General features: G+C 60.9%; 17 protein-coding genes, 3 tRNA genes and 1 pseudogene. 10 read left to right on the forward strand and 11 right to left on the reverse strand.

Annotation, left to right across the window (positions count from 1 at the left end; all coding sequences use genetic code 11):
- The 4 genes and pseudogenes from HMPREF2842_RS04865 to HMPREF2842_RS04880 form a co-directional block, all read left to right on the forward strand.
- Positions 1–319: pseudogene (locus HMPREF2842_RS04865) on the forward strand (ATP-dependent RNA helicase); the annotation flags it as partial.
- Positions 320–623: 304 nt separating this feature from the next.
- A tRNA-Thr gene (locus HMPREF2842_RS04870) sits at positions 624–695 on the forward strand.
- Positions 696–733: 38 nt separating this feature from the next.
- Positions 734–807, forward strand: a tRNA-Met gene (locus HMPREF2842_RS04875).
- 1 nt (position 808) lies between these two features.
- Positions 809–880, forward strand: a tRNA-Thr gene (locus HMPREF2842_RS04880).
- A 172-nt stretch (positions 881–1,052) separates the two neighbouring features.
- Here HMPREF2842_RS04880 and HMPREF2842_RS04885 read toward each other — a convergent pair.
- Positions 1,053–2,054 (reverse strand): LLM class flavin-dependent oxidoreductase, encoded by a 1,002-nt coding sequence (locus tag HMPREF2842_RS04885; protein ID WP_070643060.1) that lies wholly within the window; start codon positions 2,052–2,054, stop codon positions 1,053–1,055.
- 208 nt (positions 2,055–2,262) lie between these two features.
- On the opposite strand from HMPREF2842_RS04885, the gene HMPREF2842_RS04890 reads away from it, so the two are divergent.
- The 3 genes from HMPREF2842_RS04890 to HMPREF2842_RS04900 all read left to right on the forward strand — a co-directional run bounded on the left by HMPREF2842_RS04890 (position 2,263) and on the right by HMPREF2842_RS04900 (position 4,517).
- Entirely contained in the window at positions 2,263–2,715 is a 453-nt protein-coding gene (locus HMPREF2842_RS04890) for a MaoC family dehydratase N-terminal domain-containing protein (protein WP_005504824.1), read from the forward strand.
- Positions 2,715–3,176, forward strand: a complete 462-nt coding sequence (locus HMPREF2842_RS04895; protein ID WP_070643062.1) for a MaoC family dehydratase — start codon at positions 2,715–2,717, stop codon at positions 3,174–3,176. Before HMPREF2842_RS04890 ends, HMPREF2842_RS04895 begins: the two co-directional genes overlap by 1 nt.
- Positions 3,177–3,410: 234 nt before the next feature.
- Positions 3,411–4,517 (forward strand): UDP-N-acetylmuramate dehydrogenase, encoded by a 1,107-nt coding sequence (locus HMPREF2842_RS04900; RefSeq protein WP_070643068.1) that lies wholly within the window; start codon positions 3,411–3,413, stop codon positions 4,515–4,517.
- A gap of 117 nt (positions 4,518–4,634) precedes the next feature.
- Here the strand turns inward: HMPREF2842_RS04900 and HMPREF2842_RS04905 are convergent, their stop codons facing one another.
- Complete coding sequence (locus HMPREF2842_RS04905) at positions 4,635–5,606, reverse strand: histidine kinase (protein WP_070643070.1); 972 nt, start codon at positions 5,604–5,606, stop codon at positions 4,635–4,637.
- Positions 5,607–5,738: 132 nt separating this feature from the next.
- Positions 5,739–7,166, reverse strand: a complete 1,428-nt coding sequence (locus tag HMPREF2842_RS04910) for an MFS transporter (RefSeq protein ID WP_070643073.1) — start codon at positions 7,164–7,166, stop codon at positions 5,739–5,741.
- Between the two features lie 215 nt (positions 7,167–7,381).
- On the opposite strand from HMPREF2842_RS04910, the gene HMPREF2842_RS04915 reads away from it, so the two are divergent.
- Positions 7,382–7,771: a PGPGW domain-containing protein gene (locus HMPREF2842_RS04915; protein WP_012902998.1), complete on the forward strand. Its 390-nt coding sequence runs from the start codon at positions 7,382–7,384 to the stop codon at positions 7,769–7,771.
- A 91-nt stretch (positions 7,772–7,862) separates the two neighbouring features.
- On the opposite strand, the gene asd is transcribed toward HMPREF2842_RS04915, so the two are convergent.
- The 7 genes from asd to HMPREF2842_RS04950 form a co-directional block, all read right to left on the reverse strand.
- Entirely contained in the window at positions 7,863–9,002 is a 1,140-nt protein-coding gene (gene asd, locus HMPREF2842_RS04920) for an aspartate-semialdehyde dehydrogenase (protein WP_049327531.1), read from the reverse strand.
- 209 nt (positions 9,003–9,211) lie between these two features.
- Complete coding sequence (locus HMPREF2842_RS04925; protein WP_070643076.1) at positions 9,212–9,862, reverse strand: dihydrofolate reductase; 651 nt, start codon at positions 9,860–9,862, stop codon at positions 9,212–9,214.
- 22 nt (positions 9,863–9,884) lie between these two features.
- The gene (locus tag HMPREF2842_RS04930) at positions 9,885–10,766 is read right to left on the reverse strand and encodes a thymidylate synthase (protein ID WP_049353365.1); all 882 of its coding nucleotides are present in this window, start codon (positions 10,764–10,766) and stop codon (positions 9,885–9,887) included.
- Between the two features lie 152 nt (positions 10,767–10,918).
- The gene (locus tag HMPREF2842_RS04935) at positions 10,919–11,926 is read right to left on the reverse strand and encodes an NUDIX hydrolase (RefSeq protein WP_070643078.1); all 1,008 of its coding nucleotides are present in this window, start codon (positions 11,924–11,926) and stop codon (positions 10,919–10,921) included.
- Positions 11,927–12,177: 251 nt separating this feature from the next.
- Complete coding sequence (locus HMPREF2842_RS04940) at positions 12,178–14,451, reverse strand: RNA degradosome polyphosphate kinase (RefSeq protein WP_083309209.1); 2,274 nt, start codon at positions 14,449–14,451, stop codon at positions 12,178–12,180.
- Between the two features lie 66 nt (positions 14,452–14,517).
- Positions 14,518–15,582 (reverse strand): mycothiol synthase, encoded by a 1,065-nt coding sequence (gene mshD / locus HMPREF2842_RS04945; RefSeq protein ID WP_049347338.1) that lies wholly within the window; start codon positions 15,580–15,582, stop codon positions 14,518–14,520.
- Between the two features lie 180 nt (positions 15,583–15,762).
- Positions 15,763–16,440, reverse strand: coding sequence for a winged helix-turn-helix transcriptional regulator (locus HMPREF2842_RS04950; protein WP_080976894.1), 678 nt, complete (start codon positions 16,438–16,440; stop codon positions 15,763–15,765).
- A gap of 621 nt (positions 16,441–17,061) precedes the next feature.
- Between HMPREF2842_RS04950 and HMPREF2842_RS04955 the strand changes: the two genes are divergently transcribed.
- Complete coding sequence (locus tag HMPREF2842_RS04955) at positions 17,062–17,751, forward strand: nitrobindin family protein (RefSeq protein WP_049349557.1); 690 nt, start codon at positions 17,062–17,064, stop codon at positions 17,749–17,751.
- Positions 17,752–17,816: 65 nt separating this feature from the next.
- Entirely contained in the window at positions 17,817–19,052 is a 1,236-nt protein-coding gene (locus HMPREF2842_RS04960) for a CAF17-like 4Fe-4S cluster assembly/insertion protein YgfZ (protein WP_070643082.1), read from the forward strand.
- Between the two features lie 141 nt (positions 19,053–19,193).
- Here HMPREF2842_RS04960 and HMPREF2842_RS04965 read toward each other — a convergent pair whose 3' ends face one another.
- Entirely contained in the window at positions 19,194–20,225 is a 1,032-nt protein-coding gene (locus HMPREF2842_RS04965) for a 6-phosphofructokinase (RefSeq protein WP_049347329.1), read from the reverse strand.
- Positions 20,226–20,442: the final 217 nt, after the last annotated feature.

The following is a 20,442-nucleotide window of genomic DNA, read 5'->3' on the forward strand; positions in this document are numbered from 1 at the left end:
TCGCGACTTCGGTGGTCGTGATAACCGTCGCGAGGGTGGCTACCGTGGCAACCGTGACGGTGGCCGTGACTTCGGCGGCGACCGCGACTTCAAGCGTGGCGGCCGCGATTTCGGTGGCAAGCGCAATGACCGTGACTTCGGTGGTCGCGACTTCGGCGGCCGTGATAACCGCCGCGAGGGTGGCTACCGCGGTAACCGCGATGGTGGCCGTGACTTTGGTGGTCGCGACTTCGGTGGTCGTGATAACCGTCGTGATGGCGGCTACCGCGGTAACCGTGACGGTGGCCGTGACTTCGGCGGCCGCGGCAAGCGCTACTAAGATTCCGGCTAAGCATGGATTTGCGGTATGAGAGGCTTGCTGAGGCTATCGGCTAGCAACCTTGTCATCCGCAGATGAGTCAAAGACCGGCAGGGGAGCGATGAGCTCTCCTGCCGGTCTTTTGTATTTGTGTGTTGATGTGTTTGCATCAGCTGTTGCGGTGGTGCCTGGTCATTGCGGGGGCTTCTGATCAAAGCTGGGCTCTCATGCGGCAATGCGGAGAACAGGAAAACATCAAATGTGGCGTATGCCATAGCTTTTCCGCTTGCGAGCATTCCTGAAGACCTGTATAGTTTTACCTGTTGCCCCGATAGCTCAGTGGTAGAGCGCCATCTTGGTAAGATGGAGGTCCCGGGATCGATTCCCGGTCGGGGCTCTCTCATTAATTCATGCGAGAGCACGTATTAATGATGTGGCGGTGTAGCTCAGCTGGTTAGAGCGCACGACTCATAATCGTGAGGTCGACGGATCGAGCCCGTCCACCGCTACGCCCCGATAGCTCAGTGGTAGAGCGCCATCTTGGTAAGATGGAGGTCCCGGGATCGATTCCCGGTCGGGGCTCAGATAAGCCTGTCTCTTCGGAGGCAGGCTTTTTTGTTTGCCAATTTTCTCTGCCTATTTTCTTTGCCTGAAGCCCGGTCTGCATGCGCTCAGCGCACTGCTCGATACCGGGCATAGCGAAGCCCCCGAGAAAAATACTCGGGGGCTTCGTCTTTATGCTCTGATCAAAGCGTTAGGAGGCGCGGCGTACCACCGGCAGCTGGGACAGTAGCTCGTAGGAGCGCAGGCGGTCCTCATGCTCCCACGCCTCGGTCATGACGATGAGCTCGTCAGCGCCCGTGCGCGCCACCAGGTCCTCAATACGAGCCTGCGCGGTGGCGGGGGAGCCTACGATTGCTTCGGCGGTCATGCGGTCAATGTGCATCTTCTCCGTGTCGGTCCAGACGGCGTCCATATCTTCCACGGGAGGTGCGAAAGACAGATTGCCGCGCACCACGCCCAGGAAGTGCTGCAGCTGGCTCGTATACAGGTAGCGGGCTCGCTCATCCGTATCGGCGAGCATTGCGCTTGCACCCACCATGACGTAGGGCTGTTCCAGATGCTCCGAGGGCTTGAAGTTTGCGCGGTAGGTGTCTACCGCCTCCTGCAGCATTGCGGGCGCAAAGTGCGAAGCGAACGCGTAGGGCAGGCCCAGCTGTGCGGCAAGCTGCGCACCGAACAGGGAAGAACCCAGAATGTACAGGGGCACCTTCGAGCCCTGGCCGGGAATGGCGTGCACGCGGTGCATGGGGGAGGGCTCACCCAGGAAGCGCTGCAGCTGCTGCACCTCGGCGGGGAAGCTCATGGCGGCAGAATCGTCGCGGCGCAGAGCGGCGGCGGTCATCGGGTCGGTGCCGGGCGCACGACCCACACCCAGGTCAATACGACCGGGGTGGAATGCGTTGAGGGTACCGAACTGCTCCGCCACCACGTAGGGTGCATGGTTGGGGAGCATAATGCCGCCTGAACCCACGCGAATACGCTCGGTTGCGGCGGCGATCTCCGCCATGACCACGACGGTCGCTGAGGACAGCAGGGAGCCGGCATTGTGGTGTTCGGCGACCCAGAAACGCTCGTAGCCGTAGGACTCAGCCGCGCGGGCGGCATCGATGGTGTTGAGCATGGTCTGGTGCTGGCTCTGGTCGGGGCGGTGCGGCATCAGGTCAAGCACCGAAATTTTTACGTTAGAAGACACAATTTTTCCTTCTTGATTGATTGCAGGTACCCGTCCAGCCTACGCCTGCTTGGGCTGGATGGGTAGGGGCCTTCGCTAGCAGGTAAAAATGCGACGAAATACTGCACGCCTGCACGCTGGTTGCCTGCACGCCGGTTACCTGTACAGTGGTCTGTCCACTCTGTGCGTTTGAGCTGAACACTGTGCACAAGAACGGTAGACTGAAATCATGAGCATTAACCCTGAGATTGTGGGCAGGGTCTACCCGTCCGAGAACACCTACGTTGTCGGTCGCGAAAAGATCCGCGAATTTGCCCGAGCAGTTCACGCAGAAAACCCCCTCCACCACGACGTTGAGGCAGCCCGCGCGGCAGGGTACGCAGATGTGATTGCCCCGCCGACCTTCGCCATTATCCTGGCGCAGGCAGCTGACGCGGCACTCATCAACGACGATTCCGCCGGTATTGATTTCTCCCGCGTGGTGCACGCCGACCAGCGCTTCACCCACCACCGCCCCATCGTTGCCGGTGATGAGCTGCGCACCGAAGTTCACGTGGACTCCGTGCGCGTTATGGGTGCCGGCGCCATGCTGACCACCCGCGAAGAAATCGTTGACGCGCAGGGCGAGCCGGTCACCACCTGCATTTCTTCCCTGCTGGTTCGTGCTGAGGAGGAAAACTAATGGTGCGTTTTGAAGATCTTGAAAAGGGTCAGGACATCGGTTCGCGTACCGTGGAGCTCTCCCGCGCTTCGCTGGTGCGTTACGCTGGCGCATCCGGTGACTTCAACCCGATTCACTGGAACGAGCGTTTTGCTCAGTCGGTGGGCCTGTCCGGCGTGATTGCTCACGGCATGCTGACCATGGGTACCGCCGTGCAGCTCGTGAGCGACTGGGTGGGTGACCCCGGCGCGATTGTGGACTACCAGACTCGATTCACCAAGCCCGTTCCCGTGGCGGATGCACCCGGCGGCGAAAACCCCGACACCCCCACGAACGCCCTGACCATCAGCGGTAAGGTGGGTGCCCTGAACGAGGAAGAGCGCACCGCCCGCATTGACATGACCGTCACCGCTCGTGATGAGGAAGGCAAGGAGCAGAAGGTTCTGATGAAGAGCCAGGCTGTGGTTCGTCTCTCGGCATAGAGTTTCTGTGCTTGCAGATAGCCGTGTGAAAGCAATTATGTGAAAGCCCCAGCGCTACCCGATGCGGTGGTGCCGGGGCTTTTGCATGCTCGGCTGCGCGCTCGCCGGCGCAGGTGGTGGCGCTTCTTTCTGCGGGAGGCGCGCCGGAAAATGAAGGCAAAATCACCATAAGGTTTTCGTGACTTTAACGCGTGGCGGGTGTTGACCCCGCACAACGACAGGTATTCTTAACCTATGACTGAAAAGCTGTTGAGCGAACTGACCACCGCCCAGGTAGGCGGCCCCGCTAAGACCTACGTCCGCGCCACCTCCGAAGCAGAAATTATCGAAGCAGTCTCCGCTGCAGACGCCGCAGGCGAACCCGTCCTCATCGTGGGCGGCGGCTCCAACCTGCTGGTTTCCGACGAAGGCTTCAACGGAACCGTCGTACACATCGCCTCCGAAGGTGTAGAGGTTCTGCCCATCCCCGCATGCGGCGGCGCGAACGTGCGCGTGCAGGCGGGCACCATCTGGGACGACTTCGTGAAGCTCAGCATCGAGAACGAATGGGTTGGCCCCGCGGCTCTCTCCGGCATCCCCGGCACTGTGGGTGCAACCCCCGTGCAGAACGTCGGCGCATACGGCGTTGAGGTGGGCGAGTTCATCGCCTCCGTACGCACCTGGGACCGTGAAAAGAACACTCGGAAGACCTTCGCGAGCGCAGACCTGCGCTTCGGCTACCGCGACTCGGTGCTCAAGCGCGCAACCGTCAACGGCTCGCCCCGCTACGTGGTGCTGACCGTTGATTTCCAGTTCACCCTCGGTAGCCTGTCCTCCCCGATTCGTTACGCCGAGCTGGCGAAGAGCCTGGGCGTTGAGCCCGGTCAGCGCGCCGAATCCGCACTGGTACGCGAAAAGGTGCTGGAGCTGCGCGGCTCCAAGGGTATGGTGCTCAACCCCGAGGACCGTGACACCTTCTCCACCGGTTCCTTCTTCACCAACCCGATTGTTCCGCGCTCGACCCTGGATTCCCTGCCCGAGGGCGCCCCGAACTTCCCGGTGGTCGTGAAGACTTCCCCGTTCACCGCGGGTGTCGAGGACCCCGATCACGTGAAGCTTTCGGCTGCTTGGCTGATTCAGCACGCCGGTTTCGAGAAGGGCTTTGGCCTGGAGGGTGAGTCTCGCGAGATTGCTCAGGGCCGTGCGAGCCTGTCGACCAAGCACACCCTGGCGATTACGAACCGCGGCGGCGCATCCGCTGAGGACATCTTCGCTATCGCCCGCGCTGTGCGCGACGGCGTGCGTGAACGTTTTGGTGTGACTCTGGTTCCTGAGCCTGTCGTGGTTAACGGCGAAATCTAAACGCTTAACTTCTCGCCTCTCGTAGCGCGAGGACGCATAGAATAAACGCTTCAGAATAAACGCTTCGGGCGGTCTCTGATAAAGAGGCCGCCCGAAGCGTTGTATTGACCCGCTGAGCTAGTGGCGAGGGGAAAAGATACACATCTGCCCCGGCAGGTAAGGCCTGCGCTTGGGCGTTGTGCGCGTTGCCGCCAGGGGAGCGGCGGGCAGGTGCTCCATCAGTACCTGAACCGCCAGGGGAAGCTTCTGCGGCGGGCTGGGGGCGTGGAAAATCGGCTTATGGCGCGTGGGTCGGTAGGGGTAGTATTCCGCGTCCTCGCTGTGCGACCAAACAAGGTTGCCGAACTCGCCGGGAACAGGGGAAAGCACGTTGGCGTAGTAGGCGCGCGTCTGCAGGTCGGCACGCTCGGAGGCGCCGGTAGTGGTGCCGGTGGATACGCCGCTGGGTACGCGGTCCTGTTCGATGATGAGGGCGCGGACCATGCCTCCTACGGTGCTGATCGCGTTTACGTGTAGGGCGAGCAGATCCCCGTCCTTGTGGTCGACCTGTACCTGCCCGTCCGCGAGGATTTGGGTGCCCATTGTGATGCTGCTGGCGATTCCTTCGCAGAGGGCGCGGATGAGCGCCATGCGTGCAGGGTAGAGGTCTGCGATATCCCAGCCGATGAGGGCGGGCGCGGCGGAATTGCCTGCGTATTCCTCGCAGGATTCGTAGGCTGCGACGTCCACGTAGCCGCGGGCGATGGGCTCATGGTCGTAGGGGCGGCCGTCGCGCTGCTCCCAGAAGCTGAGGGCGGTTGCGGTGAAGACAGCCTGGCCGTCGCGTACGGCGACGCTGAGCGTAAAGTCCTGTGGGTAGCCGTTTTTGGTGCGCGGGCGCAGGGTGATCGCGCGGGTGTATTCGTTGAATTCCTCGGGCCAGTCCAGGTAGTAGCTCATTTTTGCCCCGTCGTCACGGTGCACGGTGAGTTCGCCCGGTAGTAGCATGGCTTCGGGCACGCCGCCGGCACGTTCGGTGGCGTAGTGTTCGCTCACGGGCCAGGGGCTGAACTCTGTGCGGTAGGGGCTGGAGAGGAAGGAATCGAGCATAGAACGTATCCTCTCATAGTTTGAGGTTGTGGCGCATGGATAGGGGGCTTAAATGACAAATGAGCTGTCCCTTCTGACTACTCGGAAAAAGCGTTCAGGAGGGACAGCCCATCATGTAGGCTAGGCGGCTCTTTAGAGGGATTCGCCGCGGCGTTCAGGCAGCAGGAACACGGTGGTTGCCGCTACCAGGAACGCGGTGGAGAAGAGCGTAAAGAGCAGCGGGGTTCCACCGAATGCGACCAGCGGCGGCACAATGAGCGGCGCCGCGATGGAGGCGATACGGCCGATACCGGCGGCGGCACCGGTGCCGGTTCCTCGCAGGTGGGTCGGGAAGATCTCCGGGCTCAGGGCGTAGAGGGCGCCCCACGCGCCGAGGTTGAAGAAGGAGAGCATACAACCGGCGAGGATAATGAATACCTCGGAGTGCGCCATGCCGTAGCCAGCAGCCGCCAGTGCGGAGCCGAGCAGGAAGGTCGCCAGGGTTGCGCGTCGGCCCCACTTTTCGATGAGGTAGGCGGCGACCGCGTAGCCGGGCAGCTGGGCGAGGGTCATGATGAGGGTGAATGCGAAGGACTTCACGAGGCTGAAGCCCTGGGCGTTCAGCAGCGCCGGAATCCAGATGAACGCGCCGTAGTAGGAGAGGTTGATGCAGAACCAGATGACGCACAGGGCGATGGTCTTGCGGCGCTGACCGGCAGCCCAGATGGAGTGAATCTTCGCGGATTCTGCGTTGTCGGCACTTTCTGCGGCACCGTGTGCGGAAGCGTCTTCGGTCTGCTTCTTACCGGTTCGGGAGAAGAGCGCGGGGGAGGCCTCGAAACGTTCGACCACCTGGCGTGCCTGATCGTGCTTGCCGACCGACTCGAGGAAGCGCACCGACTCGGGGGTTCCCATACGGATTACGAGCGAGTAGATGGCGGGAATCAGACCGATGGCAAGCGCCCAGCGCCAGCCGTTCGCCTGCGGAACGATGAAGGTGCCGATGAGAGCGGCGAGGATCCAGCCCAGAGCCCAGAAAGCCTCCAGCGCGACCACGACGCGGCCGCGAATAGCGCGAGGCGAGAACTCAGAAATCAGGGTGGATGCCACGGGAAGTTCCGCGCCCAGACCCAGACCGACCAGGAAACGGAAGACGAGCAACACACCCAGGGAGGTTGCCAGGGCGGAAGCACCGGTCGCCAGACCGTAAATCAGCAGGGTGAGTGCGAAGATGTAGCGGCGGCCGAGCTTATCGGCGAGTAGGCCGCCGAAGGTTGCGCCGAGCGCCATGCCGACGAATCCGATGGAACCGAGCCAGGAGGCTTCGGTGGGGCTCAGATGCCATTCCTTGATGAGGGCCGCCATGACGAAGGAGATGAGACCTACGTCCATGGCGTCCAGCGCCCAGCCGAGACCCGAGATACCCAGGAGCTTGCCGTGGGCACGGGTGAAGGGCAGGTTTTCGAGGCGTTCGTTGAGGGTCGGTGCGGCGTTGCGTTCAGTAGCGGGTGCAGCGGTACCAGCGGGTGCAACAGCATTGGTGCGGGATGAGTCCGTTGATACGGGACGAGGGGAGGACACGGTAGTGGGTCGCTTCCTTAGTGTTTAGGCGTAGTGCCGGGCGAATTGTTCCCTTACAGTGTATAAAGGTACTTTCGACTTGAACACTATTGAAACGAAAAAATTTTGAAGATGACGGAAAAATCTCAACATGAAGAAATCTTTCACAGCACCCATCCAGCGGTAGGTGCTATTCTCTAACCACCGCCGCCCGGTGAAACTCACCTACGGCACGTTTGGAAGGAGCACCCCTGAAAACCATTGAAGATGAAGTCAAGGAAAGCGAAACCAGCCGCTTCCACCGCTGGCTCGAAGCCCGCAAGGAGCGTATGCACGCGCATCCGGTCATGCGTCATCTCTACAAGCCCCTCGTCATCGGCGTGGGCGCCTTCTGCTTCATCGCCGGACTGATTATGCTCGTCACCCCCGGCCCCGGCTGGCTGTTCATCTTCATCGGCCTGGGCATTTGGGGTACCGAATTCACCTGGGCACGCCGCGCCAATATTTTCATGAAGCACGTGGTGCTCACCGCCTGGTACCGCTACCGCGCCTGGCGACAGCAGCGTAAGGAACGCAAAGCCGCACGCAAGGCAGAACGCAAAGCCGCCGCCGCAAACCAGCGCTAACCCCACACGCGCTATACGCAGGCACAAAAAGCCCTCGCTCCCATCCTAAAAGAATGGGAGCGAGGGCTTTCTTATAGCTTGTCAGTGAGCTTTAGAGCTTGCCAACAGCAATCTGCAGCATGCGGCGAATCGGCTCAGCAGCACCCCAGAGCAGCTGGTCACCCACGGTGAACGCGCTAATGTACTCGGGGCCCATCGCGAGCTTACGCACGCGACCAACCGGAATTTCCAGAGAACCGGAAGCAGCCACGGGGGTCAGCTGCTCCATGGAAGCCTCACGCTCGTTCGGCACGAAGCGAACCCAGGGGTTGTCTTCAGCGATGATGCGCTCAATCTCCTCGAGCGGCAGGTCCTTCTTAAGCTTGATGGTCAGCGCCTGAGAGTGCGAGCGCATCGCAGCGATGCGGACGCACAGACCATCCATGGTAATCTTCTCGTCCTCGGAGCGGCCCAGGATCTTGTTGGTCTCAACCTCAGCCTTCCACTCTTCGCGGGACTGGCCGTTACCCAGATCCGAGTCGATCCAGGGAATCAGGGAGCCGGCGAGCGGCACACCGAACTGGGAGGAATCCAGCTCACCGGAGCGCTGCTTAGCAAGGATCTTGCGGTCGATGTCCAGAATTGCGGATGCGGGGTCGTTCAGCTCCTCGGAGACCTCGTTGCCCAGGTCGCGGAACTGCGCGAGTACCTCGCGCATGTGGCGGGCACCGCCGCCGGATGCAGCCTGGTAGGTCATGGAGGTAGCCCACTCGACCAGGTCGTTCTTGAAGAGGCCGCCCAGGCCCATCAACAGGCAGGAGACGGTGCAGTTACCGCCGACGAAGTCCTTCACGCCGGATGCCAGGCCGCGGTCGATGACGTCGCGGTTAATGGGGTCCAGCACGATGATGGAGTCATCGTTCATGCGCAGGGTGGAAGCGGCATCAATCCACAGGCCGTCCCAGCCTGCTGCACGAAGCTTCGGGTGCACAGCCTCGGTGTAGCCACCGCCCTGAGCGGTCACAATAATCGAGTGCTTACGCAGCTCATCAATGTCGTATGCGTCCTTCAGCTCGGACGGCTCAATTACGCCGTCGAAGGTGGGCGCAGCGCCACCAACATTAGAGGTAGTGAAGAAGACGGGGGTAATGCCCTCGAAGTCGCCTTCCTCAACCATGCGCTTCATGAGGACGGAGCCCACCATACCGCGCCAGCCAACAAAACCTACAGAGTCACCGGGATTAAAGTTCATGGTTCCCAGTGTACTCTCAGGCTGGCGGGTGCGGACTAACACCGTACAAAAAATTTGATATTCGGAACGGGATACCGTGTGAAGAGGCGGGGTTTATTACCGGGGCACCGGGAGGCGCATTAAACACTCAAGCCCGCGGTACTCCGGGTGGAGCAACCGCAGACTTGAAATGCATGTCTATATCAGCGAGTGAATGAGGGAAGCTTGAACTAGATACGTTCGAGCCGCTGGAACGAGAAGTACATGGGGTTCTTCGTGCCCGACTCATCGATCAGGTAGCCCTTCTCGCTATTTTCCCAGGCACTCTCGGAGGTGACCCGCCAGCACCCGTTCGGGGAGCTACCCTCGCAGTTACCCGCAGAATTTGCAAGCTGCAGGTCGGGCGCTCGCGTATCGCCGGTAATCTCGTTACCTTCCTGGCAGTAGAAGAGGGTCCGCTCCACCGTCTCTACCCGACCGAAGGCGGGCAGGTCGGTGCGGGAGAGCGCCTCCGCGTAGACGGAGCCGCCACCAAGAATCCAAGCATCAACTGCGGCGGTATCTGCCGGGGTAGCTTCGACCGGCGCACCCGCAGCGTCACGAGCCGCGTACAGCGCCGCATCCAGCGAAGGAACCCACAGGGCGCCATCGCGTTCTTCCGCCTCGGTCACCGACCGACTAATCACAATATTCGTACGGCCCGGCAGAGGACGAAAACGCGGCGGGAACGACTCCCAGGTGCGGCGACCCATAATCACCGGAGCGCCCAGCGTCACCTTCTTGAAGTGCGCCAAATCCTCCGGCGCGTACCAGGGCATATCCCCGTCACGACCAATGATGCCGGCATCAGTTTGAGCCCAAATAGCGCCCAGACGAAACATCATTCCTCCTCGTTACCTGCAGTTAGACCGCGATCGGGGCGGCAATACCGGGGTGGTGCTTGTAATCCACCAGCTCAAAGTCTTCATACTCGTAATCGAAAATAGAAGGCTTCTTCGTCTTAATGACCAGCTTGGGGTACGGGTACGGCTCACGCGGCGGGTAGGGGTTACCCTCCGGGTCGGTGCCGTAACCCAGCTGCTTCTTCACCTGCTCCAGGTGGTTCGAGTAGATGTGGCAGTCGCCGCCGGTCCACACGAACTCGCCCGGCTCCATGCCTACCTCCTGCGCAATCAGGTAGGTCAGCAGCGCGTACGAGGCGATGTTGAAGGGCACGCCCAGGAACATGTCCGCGCTACGCTGGTACAGCTGGCAGGACAGCTCCTTCACACCGTCCGCGCGTTCGTGCACGTAGAACTGGAAGAGTGCGTGGCAGGGCGGAAGCGCCATGTTGTCCACCTCGGCAGGGTTCCACGCTGAGACGATGTGGCGGCGCGAGCTCGGGTTATTCTTCAACGAATCAATAACCTTCGCAATCTGGTCAATCGTGCCGCCGTCGGGGGTCGGCCACGAACGCCACTGCACGCCGTAGACCGGGCCCAAATCGCCGTTCTCATCAGCCCACTCATCCCAAATGGTCACGCCGCGCTCCTGCAACCAGCGCACATTCGAGGAACCGCGCAAGAACCACAGCAGCTCAATGGCAACAGACTTGAAGTGCACACGCTTGGTGGTAATCAGCGGGAACGACTCACGCAGGTCAAAACGCATCTGACGGCCAAACACGCCGAAGGTGCCGGTGCCGGTACGGTCGGAACGCTGCGCATCCGCCGCGATGGCGTCCTTGTTCTCCTCGAGGATTTCGCGCAGAAGATCTTCATAGGGAGTGGGGATTGCGTGAGTCATAAGAAAAACCTTGAATCCTGTCAGTAGACGTGAGAGACGGTCACAAATCAACCGCCCCTCTATTGTAAACCCTCGAACGGGCGCAGGTAGAGCAAACGCGCTGAGCATAAAGCCCAGCGCGCTCGCTGTTAGAAGATCAAAGTATATGGATGTTAGTCCAGAGCCGCGCGTACACGCTCTACCGAGACAATACGCGGGTTGTCGCCCTCAGTCACCTGCAGAACCAGGGCATCGCCAGGCTCCAGGTACGGGTCCTCGGTCGGAAGAACCTCCGCGGAACCCTCAAACAGGTACTCACGCAGAACATCCATCACCTGGGGCAGAACCGGGCGGTGAGTGCACAGCAACGAGGAAGAATCCTTATCGAACAGCGACGCCACGGTGCGGGCAACACGCGCCGGGTGACGCTGAGCCCCAGCCTCCGACAGGGACTTCTTCTCCTTTACCGAAACACCGTAATCCACCGAATACGGGGTCACGGTCTGAACGCAACGCAGCCACGGGGAAGAAATAATGCGGCTCGGAGCCCACGCCGCAAAGAGACGGCTAGAAGCCAGCGCCTGACGCTTACCGGTAGCCGCGAGCGGACGGTCATCCTCAGCGGCAGCCCAGTTTGAACGCGGCTTAGCCTTCGCGTGGCGGGCAATCAGCACCGGGCGGGTGCGCAGCACGTCCGCCTCCGCGAGAGCCTCCAGGGACTCCAGGGGAGCCAGGTCGTCCTCGTTGGTCAGCAGGGCGCGAGCAACCTCGGTGGATACCCAACGCAGCTCATCCACTTCACCCTCATCCGCCAGGGCGCGGGCACCCTCGGGAAGTTCAGCGGACCAGTAGAAGACATCCTTAGGGCGGCCACCCACCGGGTAGGAAGTCACCGCCAGGGGCACACCCAGAACAACCTGCAGGCTGACCTCTTCGCGAATCTCACGAATAGCAGTCTCAGCCAGGGACTCGCCCGGATCCTGCTTGCCCTTAGGCCAGGACCAGTCGTCATAACGAGGGCGGTGAATGATGAGGACCTCAAGCGCACCGTCGCGCATACGCCAAATCAGTGCGCCAGAAGCAACAATATCCGCAGTGTTTGAGGGGGCACGGTCAATGCTGTTGACCGCGTCAAAACGTCGTGCCGAGTAGTAGATGGAGGGGGAATCCAGCGGTGCCATATCTCTCTCTGAACCTCTTCGCTAGGCTTGCGCACAATGCCAGAGGGCATCATGCTCCGCGTCTAATTGTAGGGGAGAGAAGCGTCAAGTTGTAATCTTGACGTAACCTGTTGTTCACTTTTGCGCTAAGTGCACTAGTCCACCCCAAGATTTTGCACGACACGCAGTAAACCCCGCCTGTCCCACGCGTTAAAGCGCGAGAACAGACGGGGCTCACAACCAGAAATCACCGGTAGGTCAGCGGCAAATCCTTAGACCTTATCCACCACGTTCTTACGGGAACGCGAGCTCAAGTAGTACGACTGCACGTCCTGCAACGGGTTGCCCTGATCGTCGGTGTCGTGGCGGGTCCAGTTACCCTCAGAATCCAGGTGCCAGGTACGCGAAGAATCACTCATGTAGATGGTGAACATGTCACGCAGATACTTCACGTGGCGCGGATCCTTCACCGGTACCAGAGCCTCAATGCGGCGGTCCAGGTTGCGGTGCATCATATCGGCAGAACCAATGTAGACAATCGGGTCGCCACCGTTCTCAAACGCAAACACGCGTGAGTGCTCCAAGAAGCGGCCCAGCACCGAACGGACGCGAATATTCTCGCTCAGCCCCTTAACACCCGGGCGCAACGCGCAAATACCGCGAACCACCACATCCACCGGCACACCAGCCTGCGATGCGCGGTACAGCGAATCGATGACGGCCTCATCCACCATGGAGTTGCACTTGAACTGAATCTTCGCCGGACGGCCAGCCTTATGGTTCTCAATCTCCTGATCAATGCACTCAATCAGGCCGCTACGCAGAGTACGCGGCGCCACCAGCAGCGACTGGTAGTTAGTCTTCGGCGCGTAACCAGACAGCTGGTTGAACAGACGCGAAACATCCTCACAGATCTGCTCATCGCAGGTGATGATGCCCAAATCCTCGTAGAAACGAGCCGTGGACGGGTGGTAGTTACCGGTACCAATATGAGCGTAACGACGCAGGTGGTTACCCTCGCGGCGTACCACCAGAGACAGCTTGCAGTGAGTCTTCAGACCCACGATGCCGTACACCACGTGCACGCCAGCGCGCTCCAGCTTACGAGCCCACGAGATGTTGGCTTCCTCATCAAAGCGAGCCTTAATCTCCACCAGCGCCACGACCTGCTTGCCAGCCTCAGCCGCCTCAATCAGCGCATCCACGATGGGGGAATCGCCACTGGTACGGTACAGGGTCTGCTTAATCGCCTGAACACGCGGGTCGGCGGCAGCCTGCGCCAAGAACGCCTGCACACTGGTCGCAAACGAATCGTACGGGTGGTGCAGTAGCACGTCGTGGTCGCGGGCGGCAGCAAAAACATCCGCAGCCTTCGCGGTCTCGGTGGCGTTGAGCCAACGGGAAGTGTGCGCAATGTGCTTGGGGTAGTGCAGAGCCGGGCGGTTCGCACGAACAATCGCACTCATACCGCGCAGATCCAGCGGAGCCGGCAGGCGGTACACCTCAGACTCATCAATGTTCAGCTCAGAAATCAGCAGATCCAGGATGGTCGGGTTGATGGTGTCCTCAACCTCCAGACGGACCGGCGGACCGAAACGACGGCGCAGAAGCTCCTTCTCCAGAGCCTTCAGCAGGTTCTCTGCATCGTCCTCTTCCACCTCAAGATCCTCGTTACGGGTCACGCGGAAGACGTGGTGCTCCACAACCTCCATGCCCGGGAAGAGAGTGTCCAGGTGCTCAGCAATGATGTCTTCCAGAGCAATGTAGCGGCTCTCACGGCCCGCAGTGTTGGCGGCGCGGGAACCATCCACAGAGACCATACGGTCCAGCTGATCGGGCACCTTCACGCGAGCGAACAGCTCCTTGCCGGTCTGCGGGTTACGCACCAGCACCGCAAGGTTCAGCGACAGACCCGAAATGTACGGGAAGGGGTGCGCCGGGTCAACAGCCAGAGGAGTCAGAATCGGGAAAATATCGCGCATGAACTCCTCGCGCAGACGCTGCTTAGCGTCCGCATCCAGGTCGTTCCAACCCACAATGCGGATGTTCTGCTCCTCCAGAGCCGGAAGAACCTGGTTTTGGAACACATCAGCGTGGCGAGTCTGCAACTGGTGAGCGCGCTCAGCAATCTCTTCCATCTGCTCTTCGGGGCTCAGACCTGCTGCCGAAGGCACCGCCAGACCGGTCGCAATGCGGCGCTTCAGACCCGCCACACGCACCATGAAGAACTCATCCAGGTTAGACGCCACAATCGACAGGAAGTTCAGACGCTCCAGCAGGAACAGGTTCGGGTCCTCCGCCAGCTCCAGCACGCGGGTGTTGAAGTCCAGCCAGCTGCTCTCACGGTCGAAGAAACGCTCCGGGCCGAACTCCTCTTCCAGACTGAAGTAGGAGCGCTTCTCGCCCTTCTCAATGCGGTCGCCGCGAGACTCGGCACGCTCAATCTTCGAAATATCGTGGCCGATATGAATGACACCGGTCATGGGTGCCGGCTCAGACGGCTTAGGCTTAGGCGCCTTATTCAGGCCATTGGGGGCGGGTACCATACTGTACTTGCCTTTCTGATCGGGGATAAGTCGTGAAGAAGCACGCCAGAGACGGCGCACCAAAAGCTAGGCGGCAGGCTCATCCTGCTGGGCGGGGGCGTACATGCGGTCAACCGTCGCCACGCCGAAACCCAACGAAGTGTAGAGGGAATATGCGGTGGTGTTATCGGCATCCACGTACAGGTCGATGGCGCGCAGCGGCTCGCCGTTCTCGTCCTCAGCGCATGCCAGGTATGCCAGCGCGCGCAGGGTGAGGGTTCGGCCCAGGCCGCCTCCCTGCGCCTGAGGGTTCACGCCCACCACGTAAATCTCACCGGAGGGGGACAGCTCGCCCTGCTCCTGACCGGTTGGAATCTTCGTCCAGGTGAATGCCGCGATGGCGGAGTCGTCATCCACCTCGGAGGCGATGAAGAAACCCTCGGGGCGGAACCAGGGGGAGCCGGTGCGCTCGCGCAAATCGGCAAGGGTGAGCTTGCCCTGCTCCGGGTGGTGCGCAAAAGCGGCGGCGTTCACGCGTAGCCAAGGGAACTCGTCCGCGCCGGTGAAGGTGCGCATCCGCAGGTTCTCCGGCAGAGTGCGCGCATCGGAGCGTTCCACGAGCTCTTCGCGGGTCTGCGCGTCCAGGGGCAGAACCATCTTGTACAGCACACGCACCGGCTCGAAACCGTGCAGGGTCGCGAACGCGTGGGCGGGGCTTTCGATGCCGGTGTCGGTGGCGCTACCGTGAACCCAGAGGCGGTAGCGGGTTGCGTCATCGCCCAGCTGGCGGACGGCGTGGTCGAAGAATGCGCTACCTGCGCCTCGTCCGCGGTATTCGGGGGCGACGGCTGCCTCAATCACGCCGGTATCTTCATCGTTTGCCGGGGTGAGCGCCACGAAGACGGCGGCGAGGGTGCCGTTATCCTCGGCGACAAAGAAACGCGGAGGGATCAGGGTGCTTTCGTGGAGTGCCTTACTCAGTTCAATGCGGGTCTGCTCAGAGAATGCCGAGACGCCGTCGTGGCGGGCAACCTTCTGCGCGAAGGAATCGAAGCGTTCCAGCAGCTCTTCGGTGAGCTGCGGTTCTGCGTAGACCGGGGTGCTTGCTGCGGGCAGGGTGGAGGTTTCGGGTGTCTGACTGTGTACCATCATCGCCTTCTTTCGTAGCCTTCTGATTCAACTCTACCGGGGATAGTTGCTCTTTGGAGAGTTTGTTCTCCGTCCTGGGCGAATATGACAAGAACCGGAACATTTACGCATTCTGGTACTTGGCGCAGCACCGGGGCAACTCGCAGAGTGGGTACACCAAAACAGGGGTTGGAGCCCCAAAATTTAGCGGGTGCTGTTGAAGGAATAGCCCACGTTACGCACGGTCGAAATCATCTGCTCGTACTCGGTACCGAGCTTGGAACGCAGACGGCGCACGTGCACGTCCACGGTTCGGGTACCGCCGTAGTAGGAGTCGTAACCCCACACTTCGGAGAGCAGTTGGGCGCGGGAGAAGACCCGTCCGGGGTGTAGCGCCATGAATTTGAGCAGTTCAAACTCTTTGAAGGTCAGGTTCAGTGCGGTACCGGAAAGATGCGCGGAGTACGCCTGGGTGTCAATCACGAGGTTGCCTGCGCGTACCACTCGTTCCTGCTGGTTTTCTTCTTCAGCGGTTGCTTCCCTTTTGATGGCAAGACGCAGACGCGCATCCATTTCGGAAGGGGAGGCCTGGTCAGAGACAATATCGTCCACCTGCCAGGAGGCGGCAACAGCCGCCATGCCACCTTCGTTCAGGAGTGCGATGAGCGGCAGTTGCACACCTGCGGCGCGCAGTAGCTGGGCGCAGTGGCGTGCTTTGACGAGGGCGGTGCGGGCATCGACCATGAGCAGGTCGAATGTCTCGGTTTCAAGGGTGGTATGGGCGGTGTCGAGGGGGAAAACGTGTACCTTGTGGCTGAGTAGACTCAGCGAGGGGATCATATCCTGCGCGGCGGTATCGCTCAGAAGCGCAATACGGTACACACCCTCTCCTTTCCCGGTAAAATATTAGGCTCTTTCTAGTGTACTCGCCAGGCTGTGACGCGGCTGTGGGCGCCGGTGTAGACCGGGCCGAATATCGTATTCCGGACTGTTCGTACAGGCTTCTCAGCTGGCTATGATGGGGCACCTACCCGGATTCTGCGGGGCTAATATTTTGCTGGCGCCGGGTGGGGCGTATGCCTGTTGAGAATCGTGCTGTTCACTATGTTTCTGCCGCTGATTCTCGCCCTTTCGGGGCGGGTCTATGGTAGGTTTAAGGCATGGAAAACAATCTTATGGCTCTTGAAGCTCTCTTCATGTCGCTGATGGCTATCATCTCCGTGTGCATCGGTATCGGTGCATTCGCAGTGTTGCGTGGCCTCTTCAGCGGTCAGAAGTAGTCTTCCCGCACAGAGCAGAAGCATCGCCCACACAGGGCTTTAGGCGGTCGTACGGTTCGTACCGCCTCGCCAATGGCGGCGTGAACCCCCACCCGGTCCCCTCCGGTTGGGGGTTTTCTTTATGCTGCCCGCCGTACCGTTTACTCTGCAGACGGCGGTGCTACCCCGTGCCGTGAGCGAACGAACAGGCTACTGTTGTACGCAGGATACTAAAATGGAAGGTATGGCTATTGAAATCCCTACCAACCTAACCCCTGAACTTGTTCCCTTCGCATGGTTGCTCGGCACCTGGGAAGGCACCGGAACCATGTGGTACGAAGGCCAGGAAAACACCCCCTTCGGCCAGATTATTACTTTTGAGCAGGATGGTCTGCCCTTCATTGAATACCGCGCTGAGTCTTTCCTGCTCGATGACGAGGGTCAGAAGCTGCGCCCCATCACCGTTGAAACCGGTTTCTGGCAGATTGACCGCCCCCTCACCGACGCTGACGGCGGCTTCGGTATCGTTCCCAAGGACGTTGTTCCCGCCTTCGCTGACGCGGCAAGCGTAGAGACTCTCCGCAACGCCGACGACGGCTTCTCCCTGCTGGCAACCATTGCGCACCCCGGCGGTATTAGCGAAAACTACGTGGGCATGGTTAAGGGTCCGGTCATCCGCATGCAGACCGGTAACCTGCTGCGCGACGACATCTCCCACGAATACGCAGGCTCCGTGCGCCTGTGGGGCCTGGTCAACGGTAACCTCATGTGGGACTGGGAGGTCGCAGATGCCGAGGGTAAGCTGCACAAGCACGCCTCCGCTGAACTGCGCAAGACTTCCTCGATGACCGGTGATTCCCTGGGCACTTCGATGTTCGGTTCCCTAGACGGCGAAGAGCCCACCGGCGAGCCCGGCTCCGAGCCCACCGCCTAATAACTAACTTGTGTCTGCCCCGCTGATTGGCGGGGCAGACTCTTTGCGTGAAAGGTGCACCTTCTGTGACTGATTCTTCGCTTGAAGCCCCTCAGACTGAGGTACCCCAGGCCGATGCCGCCCGCCCGGTGAGCCCCCTGCTGAGCCTGCACGGCGCTTTTGCCGCCGCCGGGCTGGATGCTGGCGTCGCCGCACACTACGGCAACCCCATGCTGGAGCAGCGCGCCCTCAGCATTGACCGCTCCGCCGGTGCGGATGAGCCGCTAGTGTTAGTGGACCGCTCCTCCCTGGGCGTAGTGCGTGTTGCGGGTCCGGACCGCCAGACTTGGCTGACTTCCATCGCTTCTCAGATTCTGACCGGCATGACCGCCGGGGAGAGCCGCGAGTTCCTGCTGCTTTCGCCTCAGGGCCGCGTGGAGTATGCCCCGGCTGCTATCGAAGATGGCGAGGCGCTCTGGCTCATCGTGGAGGGCGACCAGGCTCAGCCGCTGACCGATTACCTGAACCGCATGAAGTTCATGATGCGTGTTGAGGTACAGAACCTCAGCGACGAGTACGCCGTGCTGGAGAGCGCCCGCAACCCGATTCTGCAGGACGGTTCGGTGCATCCGGCGCTCGCTGAGTGCAAGCCGCTGGTGTGGGAGGACCCTTGGCACACTCCGGCACCGGGTAGCTACCGCTACGATGAGGCGGGCGATGCTCACCCGGGTGCGGACTACGTGCGTTTCTTGAGCATCGTGCCGCGCTCTGTTCTGCCCGCCCTGGCTGAATCTTCGGACGCGCGTTTTGCGGGTCTGTGGGCTGCGGAGGCTCTGCGTATTGAGGCGTGGCGCCCGCGCTACGGCACTGAGGCGGACGATAAGACGATCCCCCAGGAGCTGGATTACACCCGTACGGCGGTGCATTTCGATAAGGGCTGCTACAAGGGGCAGGAGACGGTGGCCCGCGTGCATAACCTGGGTCGCCCGCCGCGCCGCCTGGTGTTCTTGGATATTGACGGTTCGGAGCACACCCTGCCGGCGGCAGGTAGCGAGCTGTTTGTGGAGGGCAAGTCCCGCCCGGTCGGTCGTATTACCTCGGTGGCGTTGCATCATGAGGCGGGCCCGATTGCTCTGGCTGTGATTAAGCGCGGCGTTGATCCGCAGGCGCCTTTGCGTGCGGTTGATGGCGGCGATTTCCTGCCGGATGGTTCGCCAGCACCGGCTACCGAGTATGCGGTGGCTCAGACGACGGTGGTTTCGCCGGAGTCCGGTGAGGTGGCGCGTCGTTCTTTGGCGGGTCAGGACTTCCTGAAGCGCTAGGCGCTCCCCGACCCAAAACCGCCTGAACTAGAACCCATCCCAACTAGAACCGCGGAGGCGGACACTCGTTGCGAGTGCCCGCCTCCGCGGTTTTAGTATGAGTGCTCAGCGAGCTTGCTGAGCTTGCTGAGCTTGCGGGGTTTAGCGGCCGAAGAGGACGGCTGCTTCTTCCCAACGTTCCTGAGGTACGGACTTCAGACCGTCCAGTGCCTCTTCAAGGGGTACGTACTTGATCTCGGTGCCCTGAACGGAGACCATCTTGCCCCACTGCTTCTGAGCGACCATGTCGACTGCGCCCATGCCCAGGCGGGTTGCGAGCACGCGGTCGTAGCCGGTGGGTGCGCCACCGCGCTGGATGTGGCCCAGGATGGTGTTACGGGTTTCGACGCCGGTCATCTTCTCGATTTCGTGGGTGATGTACTCACCGATACCACCGAGGCGGGGACGACCGTCCTTCTCGGTACCCTTGTTTGCCATGACGTCGTCGAAGCCTTCGGGGATGAAGCCTTCAGCCACAACAACAAGGGGAGAGCGGCCGCGGTCGTGTACTTCCTTGACCCATTCAGCAACCTGCTCCATGGAGACCTTGACCTCGGGGATCAGGATTGCGTGTGCGCCTGCAGCCATACCGGAGTGCAGTGCGATCCAGCCGACGTGGCGGCCCATGACCTCTGCGACCATGCAGCGGTGGTGCGATTCACCGGTGGTGCGGATACGGTCCATTGCCTCGGTTGCAATGGAGACTGCGGTGTCGAAACCGAAGGTGTAGTCGGTTGCGCGCAGGTCGTTGTCGATGGTCTTGGGCACACCGATGACGGGCAGGCCTGCGTCTGCCAGACGCTTTGCGCCTGCGAGGGTGCCTTCACCACCGATAGCGACGATTGCGTCGATGCCGTGGCGTTCCATCATGATTTCGATGTTTTCGGGGCCACCGTTGGGGCCGTCGAAGGGGTTGGTGCGGGAGGTACCGATGATGGTGCCGCCCTGGGATGCCAGGCCGCGGACCTTCTGGCGGGGCAGGTCCATGTAGTCGCCTTCAACGACGCCTCGCCAGCCATCGCGGAAGCCGACGAATTCGTAGCCGTACTTCTTGACACCGTTGAGCACGGCGCCGCGGATGACAGCGTTCAGGCCGGGGCAGTCGCCGCCGGAAGTAAGCAGACCGATCTTCATATTGGCTCCTTGTTGATGTCTGCGCATTGGGGTGTTGTGCGCGCGTATATAACTATGACCTCCGCGATTTTGGCACGGGAATGTGTGCCGGTCGGGAGGTCGTTCTCTTGGTCTCTATTTTAGCGGTGTTTGGGTTGTGTTGGTAGTGGTGGAAAGACGTGGGAATGCCCAAATCGCGGCATAAAAGTTCAGGTTTTTGAAACCTGTATGTTTGGGT

The sequence above is a fragment of the Rothia sp. HMSC069C10 genome (genome assembly GCF_001812205.1).
In the GTDB taxonomy this organism is placed as follows: domain Bacteria; phylum Actinomycetota; class Actinomycetes; order Actinomycetales; family Micrococcaceae; genus Rothia; species Rothia mucilaginosa.